This is a genomic window from Streptomyces sp. NPDC059092, assembly GCF_042756365.1.
Taxonomy (GTDB): Bacteria; Actinomycetota; Actinomycetes; order Streptomycetales; family Streptomycetaceae; genus Streptomyces.
In genome coordinates this window covers 1-8674 of the sequence record NZ_JBHZEJ010000126.1, presented here as the reverse complement: position 1 = coordinate 8674, position 8674 = coordinate 1, and the positions used below count along the sequence as shown (strand labels likewise).

Here is an 8674-nt window from a genome sequence, read left to right as displayed (position 1 = left end):
GGGGCGGGGGGGGGGCGGGGGCCCCCCCCCCCGGCCCCCGCGCCGTTCCCGGCCGCAGGTCCTGGCCGCCATTGACGCGGCCAGGACCTGCGGCTTAACTTCCGGCAACGGATTATTGATTCCGCAGGGCGGAAAACGGAAGGGTGCGGGAATGATGGGGCAGGGAACGGAGCAGGGAACGGTGCGGCACGAAAAGATCGCCACGAGCCTCCCGGCGGCGGTCACCGAGGCCGTCGGCGTCTCCCTCGCGGGCGTCGACGCCGAACTGGCCCGCCGCTACCCGGGCGACCCCGGCACCCGCCAGCCCGTCCACACCGTCTACGTGCCCGCCGACACCTTCACCGCCGGGACCGTACGCTCCTGGGGCGACCAGGCGCTCGCCGCACTCGACGAACACGCCCCCGACGCCGCCTCGCTGGCCCGCGTCCTCGGCCTCTCCGGCGAGCTGGCCGGGCCCGTGTACGAGCGCGTACGGGACAAGCTGGTCCGCGAGCCCGTCGAGGACCTGCGGATCGACTTCGAGGACGGTTACGGACCCCGCCCGGACGACGAGGAGGACGAGGCCGCCGCCCGCGCCGCCCGGCTCGTCCACGAGGCGTACGCCACCGGCACGGCGCCCCCGTACACGGGCATCCGCGTGAAGTGCCTGGAGGCGGCCGTACGCGAGCGTTCCATCCGGACCCTCGACATCTTCCTCAGCGGCCTCATGGCGGCGGGCGGCCTCCCGGACGGGCTGGTCCTGACGCTGCCCAAGGTGACGTACGCCGAACAGGTCGCCGCGATGGCCCGGCTGGCCGGGGAGTTCGAGACGGCGCACGGGCTGAGGCCCGGCCGGATCGGCTTCGAGATCCAGATCGAGACCAGCCAGGCCATCCTGGCCGCCGACGGCACCGCCACCGTCGCCCGGATGATCGACGCGGCGGGCGGCCGGGCCACCGGGCTGCACTACGGCACCTTCGACTACAGCGCCTGCGTCGGCGTCAGCGCCGCCCACCAGGCGAGCGACCATCCCGCCGCCGACCACGCCAAGGCGGTCATGCAGGTGGCCGCCGCCGGTACCGGTGTCCGGGTCAGCGACGGCTCCACCAACGTCCTCCCGGTCGGCCCGACCGCCCAGGTGCACGAGGCGTGGAAGCTGCACCACGGCCTCGCACGGCGGGCCCTCGCCCGCGCCTACTACCAGGGCTGGGACATGCACCCGGGCCACCTCCCGACCCGCTACGCCGCCGTGTACGCCTTCTACCGCGAGGGTCTGGAGCCCGCCGCCGCCCGGCTGGCCGCCTATGTCGCCAAGGCGGGCGGCGCCGTCATGGACGAGCCGGCCACCGCAAAGGCGCTCAGCGGCCACCTGCTGCGCGGACTCGACTGCGGCGCCCTCGACCACGACGAGGTCGTCCGGCTCACCGGCCTGACCCGTGCCGACCTGGAGGGCTTCACGCTTCCGCGGGACAGGGCCTGACCCCGTGCCGGGTCAGCCGTCCGCCGGCGGCGGGATCTCCCCGGAACCCCGCGCGATCAGCCGCGTCGCCAGCACCACCTGGGACGGCGCGTCGGCGGCGCCGTCCAGCCGGTGGAAGAGCCGCTCCGCCGCCGTACGGCCCAGGGTCGCCGCGTCCTGCGCGACGACCGTGAGCCCCGGGGCGAGCAGGTCGGCCAGTTCGATGTCGTCGAAGCCGACGAGCGCGACGGGCCGGTGATGGGCCGACAGGACCCGTACCACCGTCACCGTGACGCGGTTGTTGCCGCTGAAGATCGCCGTGACCGGCTCGGGGGCGCCGAGCATCGAGACGACCGCCTCCTCGACCCGGCGCGGCACCGTCGTACCGAGCGAGACCCAGCCGTCGTCGATCGCCAGCCCGGCGTCCGCCATCGCCGTGCGGTAGCCGCGCAGCCGCTCGCCCGCCGTGTGGATCCCGGGCTGGTCGCCGATGAAGCCGATCCGGCGGTGGCCGTGCGCGATGAGATGCGCGGTGCCCGAGCGGGCGCCGCCGAAGCTGTCGGAGAGCACCGCGTCCGCGTCGATCCGACCGGCCGGCCGGTCCACGAAGACGGTCGCCACCCCGGCCTTTATCTCCGGCTCCAGATAGCGGTGGTCGTTCCCGGCGGGGATCACGATCAGCCCGTCCACCCGGCGCGCGCAGAGCGCCAGCACCAACTCCTGCTCGCGGTTCGGGTCCTCGGCGCTGGAGCCGTTGATGAGCAGCGCGCCGTGGGCGCGGGCCACTTCCTCGACGGCGCGGTTCAGGGGACCGTAGAACGGGTCCGCCAGATCCTCCAGGACCAGTCCGATACTCGCCGTACGGCCCTTGCGCAGCACCCGCGCCGAATCGTTGCGGCGGAACCCCAGCGCGTCGATGGCCTCCTGCACCCGCCGCTCGGTGTCCGCCGTGACCCCCGGTTCGCTGTTGACCACGCGGGAGACCGTCTTGAGCCCGACCCCGGCCCGCGCGGCCACGTCCTTCATCGTGGGCCGGTTGCCGTAGCGGGGTTCTGGGCGGCGGGCGGTATCGGCCACAGTGCGCTGTCCTGTCGTCGTACGGTCGGCGGGTCGCCCCGGATCGCCGGCCTGCGCCGGCCCGGGCCGTGCGGACGAGCATAGGCCCTGGACAACGTTGTCAGGGGAATGGAGACTGTTCGTCGAAGCCGCGCACCCGTATTCGCACCGCACCGTCCCCACCGGGGGCGCCTCATCTCCAGGAGATTCCACACCGATGCATACCGACTCCGTCGCCGCACTCGACATCGGCGGCACCAAGATCGCCGGGGCGTTGGTGGACGGCAGCGGCAGAATCCTCGTACGGGCCCAGCGCCCGACCCCGGCGCGCGAGGACGGCGAGACGGTGATGCGCGCCGTCGAGGAGGTCCTGGCCGAGGTGGCCGCCTCGCCGCTCTGGGCGACGGCCACGGCGGTGGGCATCGGCAGCGCCGGTCCCGTGGACGCCTCCGCCGGTACGGTCAGCCCCGTCAACGTCGCGGGCTGGCGCGGATTCCCGCTGGTCGAGCGGGTACGGGCGGCCACCGGCGGACTGCCGGTGAAGCTGGTCGGGGACGGCGTCGCGATGACCGCGGCGGAACACTGGCAGGGCGCCGCCCGCGGTTACGACGACGCGCTGTGCATGGTGGTCTCCACCGGTGTCGGCGGCGGGCTGGTGCTGGGCGGGAAGCTCCACCCGGGCCCCACCGGCAACGCGGGGCACATCGGCCACATCAGTGTGGATCTGGACGGCGACCTCTGCCCGTGCGGAGCGCGCGGCTGCGTGGAGCGGATCGCCAGCGGCCCCAACATCGCCCGCAGGGCGCTGGAGGGCGGCTGGCTGCCGGGTCCCGACGGCGACAGCTCGGCCGCGGCCGTGGCCGCCGCCGCACGGGCCGGCCACCCGGTCGCCATCGCCTCCTTCGAACGGGCCGCCCGGGCGCTGGCCGCCGGCATCGCCGCGACCGCCGCGCTCACCGAGATCCGGATCGCGGTCATCGGCGGCGGTGTCGCGGGCGCGGGCGAGGTCCTGTTCGCACCGCTGCGCCGCTCACTGCGGGAGTACGCGACGCTGTCGTTCGTCCGGCGGCTGACGGTGGCCCCGGCGCTGACCGGGACGGACGCCGGTTTGGTGGGCGCGGCGGCGGCAGCCCTGCTCGGGCAACGGGACGGCACGGCGGCGCCGGTGGGCGGCTGACCGCGCCGGGGACCTGGACTGCCGGGCGGGGCCCGCGGCCCTGCCCCGGGCCTGGCGCCGCCGGTCAGCGGGTGGTCTGGCAGGCCAGGCGCTGGCTGCCCCGGAACCGTACGCACAACTCCGTACCGCTGCCGGTGTCCCCGGCCGGCCAGGTGTGCGTCAGCGCCTTGCCCGACCGGGTGGCCGTCGCCGTGTCCACGAGCCGCCCGTCGCGCAGCAACGACACCGCGTGCGAGGCGAGACCGTCCGGCGGGTTGGTCCAGATCCCGGTGACGGAGTTCCTGGCGCCGCGCCCCTCCAGCCGGATGCAGACCTGCGGCCCCGAGAAGTGATGGGTGCAGGCGCTGCTGTCCGCCGCCGCGGGGGTGGCGGACAGCGGGACGGCGATCGCCGCCAGGGCCAGCGTCAGGGCGAGGGTCAGGCCGTGGGCCGGTACGGCCGGTGTTCTGGGCATCTCGGGCTCTCCACGTCGTACGGTTCGCGGTGCCGGCGGCTCCGGCGGTCTCAGGAGGCGGGGTCGGCCGTCTGCTGCTGCGGTACGACGACCAGGAAGACGTCGGAGTCGAGGTCCATCACGACCTCGGCAGGCGTCCCCTCGTCACGCCGTGCCCGCGCGAACTCCTCCGCCGGCCAGCTCCCGCGCGGCCCGCCCGCGGGAAATTTCTCCAGCACCGTGCGGCGCATCCCGTACCCCCCTTGTGACATCGAGCGTTCCAACGACGCGCCGGGCGTTTGTGTTACGGCCCGGCCGGCACATCGCACGGACACCGGCACCGGTACCCGCGCTGCCCCCCGCCGACCGGGCGCCGGTGTCGATCGGGACACGGCTCGGTCACAGCCGGTCGGTCGGAGCGGCGCTCTGATCCCGCACGGGGTTTCCGTGGCAGGGTGTTGCGGGCAGTCCACTGGGGGCCTTCGCGACACGCCCAGGCCTTACGGAAGAGGGGGAACCGTGATCGTCTGGATCAACGGTGCGTTCGGAGCGGGCAAGACCAGTACCGCACGCGAACTGATCGACCTGATCCCGAACTGCACGCTCTACGACCCCGAGCTGATCGGCGGGGAACTGGAGCGGCTGCTGCCGCAGAAGAAGCTCGCGGAGGTGAGTGACTTCCAGGACCTGCCGATCTGGCGGCGGCTGGTGGTCGACACGGCGGCGGCTCTCCTGGCCGAGGTGGGCGGGGCGCTCGTCGTCCCCATGACCCTGCTGCGCCAGGAGTACCGGGACGAGATCTTCGGCGGCCTCGCCGCGCGCCGCGTTCCCGTACGGCACGTGCTGCTGTCAACGGATGAAACGATACTGCGCAGGCGTATCGCGGCGCGTGAGGACTTCGCCGACGACCCCGAGGCGAACGAACGCGCCCGCCGCCGGGCCTACGAGCACATCGAGCCCTACCGGGCGGCGCTGGGCTGGCTGACCGGGGACGCCCACGTCATCGACAACACCGTGCTCACGGCGCGGGAGACGGCCGAGTCGCTGGCCGAGGCGGTACGGGACGGTGCCGCGGGGGTCTGCGAGATCGTCCAGACACCCGAACCGACCGCGGAGACCGTCGCGGCCGGGGTGCTCCTCTTCGACGAGCAGGACCGGGTGCTGCTCGTCGACCCCACGTACAAGCCGGGCTGGGAGTTCCCCGGCGGCGTGGTCGAGCGCGGCGAGGCGCCCGCCCGCGCCGGGATACGGGAGGTCGCCGAGGAGATAGGCATCGAACTCACCGAGGTGCCCAAGCTGTTGGTGGTCGACTGGGAGCCGCCGCGCCCCCCGGGGTACGGAGGGCTGCGGCTCCTCTTCGACGGCGGCAGGCTGGCCGCGGAGGAGGCGGCGCGGCTGCTGCTGCCGGGACCGGAGCTACGGGGCTGGCGCTTCGTCGACGAGGAGGAGGCGGCGCGGCTGCTGCCGCCCGTCCGCCGCGCACGGCTGCGGTGGGCGCTGCGCGCGCGGGAACGCGGGACGGTGCTCAACCTGGAGGACGGAGCCCCGGTCGGCTGACCACCCCGTCGCCCCACGCCCCGCCGCGGCCCTCCGCGTCGCGGCGCGGCCCTCCCGGGACCGCTCAGACGCCCCGGGAGGCCGCGTAGTTGACCAGGAAGTGTGCCTCGGCCACGGAGAGGCGCTCCAGCTCCTCGGGGGAGACGCTCTCGTTCACCGCGTGGATCTGGGCCTCCGGCTCGCTCAGCCCGATCAGCAGGATCTCCGCCTCCGGGTAGAGCGCGGCCAGCGTGTTGCAGAGCGGGATGGACCCGCCCTGGCCCGCGACCTGCATGTCCTGACCCGGGTACGCGACCCGCATGGCGTCGGCCATCGCCGCGTACGCCGGGCTGGAGGTGTCCGCGCGGAACGCCTGCCCCTGACCGATCTGTTCCACCGAGACCCGCGCACCCCACGGGGTACGGGCCTCCAGATGCGCCGCCAGCAGCTCGGTGGCCGCCGCGGCGTCCTGCCCCGGCGGTACGCGCAGGCTGACCGTGGCCCGCGCGTGCGCCTGGACGGACGGCGTGGCGCCGACGACCGGCGGGCAGTCGATGCCGAGGACGGTCACGGCGGGCCGCGCCCAGATCCGGTCGGCGACCGAGCCGTGGCCGATCAGCCCGACGCCGTCGAGCACCTTCGCGTCCTTGCGGAAGTCCGCCTCCGCGTACTCCAGCCCCTCCCAGACCGCGTCGTCGGCCAGCCCGTCCACCGTGGTGGAACCGTCCTCGGCGCGCAGCGAGTCCAGGACCCGGACGAGAGCGGCGAGCGCGTCCGGCGCCGCGCCGCCGAACTGGCCCGAGTGCAGGTTGCCTTCGAGCGTGTCGATCCGTACCCGCAGCAGCGTCATTCCGCGCAGCGTGGCCGTGACCGTGGGCAGGCCGACCCGGAAGTTCCCGGCGTCGCCGATGACGACGGCGTCGGCGGCCAGCAGTTCGGGGTGCGCCTCGGCGTACCGCTCCAGACCGCCGGTACCCTGCTCCTCCGAACCCTCCACGATCACCTTGACGTTCACCGGCACGCCGCCGTTCGCCTTCAGCGCGCGCAGGGCGAGCAGATGCATCAGCACACCGCCCTTGCAGTCGGCGGCGCCGCGCCCGTACCAGCGTCCCGCGCGCTCGGTCAGCTCGAACGGCGGGGTCAGCCAGGCGTCCTCGTCCCCCAGCGGCTGGACGTCGTAGTGCGCGTAGAGCAGCACCGTCGGCGCGTCCTCGGGGCCGGGGAGCAGACCGTACACGGACTGGGTACCGTCGGGGGTTTCGAGGACCGCGACGTCCTTGAACCCCTCGCCGCGCAGCGCCCCGGCCACCCATTCCGCGGCGCCCTCGCACTCGCTCCTCGGATAGACCGCGGGGTCCGCCACCGAGCGGAAGGCCACCAGCTCCGCGAGCTCCGTACGGGCACGGGGCATGAGGGACGCCACGGTCCCGGCAATCGGATTCGCGGTCATGGGCACGCTCCAGGTGGGTACATCGTTGTATCGGACGGATGTATGTCGGGCTGTGTCGGCGATGTCGAAGGGGCTTGTCGATCCTCCCACAACGGGGCGGACGTGCCAGCGCCGTAGGATGCCGTTCGACAGCAGGGGCCACCGGTCGGATCAGGAGCAGAAGCACATCGTGAGCAGCGAGAACGCAGACGCAGGAAGCGTGCACGACGAGCCGGTGTGGGATGTCGTCGTGGTCGGCGCAGGACCGGCTGGAGCCTCCGCGGCGTACGCGGCGGCGGTCGCAGGCCGTCGGGTGCTGCTGCTGGAGAAGGCCGAGTTGCCGCGCTACAAGACCTGCGGGGGCGGGATCATCGGGCCCTCGCGCGACTCGCTGCCGCCGGGCTTCGAGCTGCCGTTCAAGGAACGCGTGCACGCGGTGACGTTCTCCCTGAACGGGAAGATGACCCGCACCCGCCGCTCCAAGCGCATGCTCTTCGGGCTCATCAACCGCCCGGAGTTCGACGCGGGGCTGGTGGAGCACGCCCAGAAGGCCGGGGCGATCCTGCGCACCGGCGTGACCGTCTCGCGCGTCGAACAGCACGGCCCGGCCGTGCCCGACCGCCGTACGGTCGCGGTCGTCCTGGCGGACGGCGAGACGGTGCTGGCGCGGTCCGTGGTCGGCGCGGACGGCAGCGCCAGCCGCATAGGCGCCCATGTCGGTGTGAAGATGGACCAGGTGGACCTGGGCCTGGAGGCGGAGATCCCGGTGCCGCCCACGGTCGCGGAGGACTGGGCGGGACGGGTGCTCATCGACTGGGGCCCGCTGCCCGGGAGTTACGGCTGGGTCTTCCCCAAGGGCGACACGCTCACCGTCGGGGTGATCTCGGCGCGCGGCGAGGGTTCCGCCACCAAGCGGTATCTGGAGGACTTCATCGCCCGGCTGGGGCTCGCCGGTTTCGAACCGTCGGTCTCCTCCGGCCATCTCACCCGCTGCCGCAGCGAGGACTCGCCGCTGTCCCGGGGCCGGGTGCTGGTCTGCGGCGACGCGGCGGGGCTGCTGGAGCCGTGGACGAGGGAGGGCATCTCCTTCGCGCTGCGGTCCGGGCGGCTCGCGGGGGAGTGGGCGGTACGGATCTCCGAGGCGCACGACGCCGTGGACGCCCGCCGCCAGGCGCTGAACTACGCCTTCGCCATCAAGGCGGGCCTCGGGGTGGAGATGGGGGTCGGGCGGCGGATGCTGGGAATCTTCGAGCGCAGGCCGGGTGTGCTGCACGCGGCGATCACGGGCCTGCGGCCGGCGTGGAACGCGTTCGCCGACATCACCCGCGGCTCGACGACCCTGGCGGGCATCGTACGGACGCGTCCGCTGGCCCGGCGCGCGCTTGACGTCCTGGACCGCCGCCGGGCGACCGACCAGCCGGAGCCGGCCGCGCGCGAGGAGGCGGCTCCGGCGGAGGGCGACCCGAGGGGTGTGCCGGAGACCGGCGCGCGGGAGTGAGCGGGCGTACGGGGTGACCTGCGCGTCGGGTGACGGGCGTACGGGGGCGACGGGCGTACGGGAGTGACCCGCGCGCGGGGCCGGGCGCCGCGCGGAGACGTATCGCG

At 74.1% G+C, this 8674-nt stretch carries 8 protein-coding genes; 4 read left to right on the top strand and 4 right to left on the bottom strand.

Annotated elements, in window-relative coordinates:
• Window positions 1-154: 154 nt before the first annotated feature.
• On the top strand, window positions 155-1459 hold the full coding sequence (locus tag ACFXPL_RS36445; protein WP_384927471.1) for a DUF6986 family protein: 1305 nt from the start codon (window positions 155-157) through the stop codon (window positions 1457-1459).
• A gap of 12 nt (window positions 1460-1471) precedes the next feature.
• On the opposite strand, the gene ACFXPL_RS36440 is transcribed toward ACFXPL_RS36445, so the two are convergent.
• Complete coding sequence (locus tag ACFXPL_RS36440) at window positions 1472-2515, bottom strand: LacI family DNA-binding transcriptional regulator (protein WP_384927470.1); 1044 nt, start codon at window positions 2513-2515, stop codon at window positions 1472-1474.
• 196 nt (window positions 2516-2711) lie between these two features.
• On the opposite strand from ACFXPL_RS36440, the gene ACFXPL_RS36435 reads away from it, so the two are divergent.
• Window positions 2712-3671: an ROK family protein gene (locus ACFXPL_RS36435; protein WP_384927469.1), complete on the top strand. Its 960-nt coding sequence runs from the start codon at window positions 2712-2714 to the stop codon at window positions 3669-3671.
• A 64-nt stretch (window positions 3672-3735) separates the two neighbouring features.
• Here the strand turns inward: ACFXPL_RS36435 and ACFXPL_RS36430 are convergent, their stop codons facing one another.
• A complete protein-coding gene (locus tag ACFXPL_RS36430) occupies window positions 3736-4125 on the bottom strand; it encodes a hypothetical protein (RefSeq protein ID WP_384927468.1) in 390 nt (129 codons plus the stop codon).
• Between the two features lie 50 nt (window positions 4126-4175).
• Window positions 4176-4355 carry a hypothetical protein gene (locus tag ACFXPL_RS36425; RefSeq protein WP_384927467.1) on the bottom strand — a complete coding sequence of 60 codons (180 nt, stop codon included), beginning with the start codon at window positions 4353-4355 and terminating at the stop codon, window positions 4176-4178.
• Between the two features lie 268 nt (window positions 4356-4623).
• On the opposite strand from ACFXPL_RS36425, the gene ACFXPL_RS36420 reads away from it, so the two are divergent.
• Window positions 4624-5661, top strand: coding sequence for an NUDIX domain-containing protein (locus ACFXPL_RS36420; protein WP_384927466.1), 1038 nt, complete (start codon window positions 4624-4626; stop codon window positions 5659-5661).
• 64 nt (window positions 5662-5725) lie between these two features.
• On the opposite strand, the gene ACFXPL_RS36415 is transcribed toward ACFXPL_RS36420, so the two are convergent.
• A complete protein-coding gene (locus tag ACFXPL_RS36415; RefSeq protein WP_384927465.1) occupies window positions 5726-7090 on the bottom strand; it encodes a dipeptidase in 1365 nt (454 codons plus the stop codon).
• A 169-nt stretch (window positions 7091-7259) separates the two neighbouring features.
• On the opposite strand from ACFXPL_RS36415, the gene ACFXPL_RS36410 reads away from it, so the two are divergent.
• Window positions 7260-8567: a geranylgeranyl reductase family protein gene (locus ACFXPL_RS36410; protein ID WP_384927464.1), complete on the top strand. Its 1308-nt coding sequence runs from the start codon at window positions 7260-7262 to the stop codon at window positions 8565-8567.
• Window positions 8568-8674: the final 107 nt, after the last annotated feature.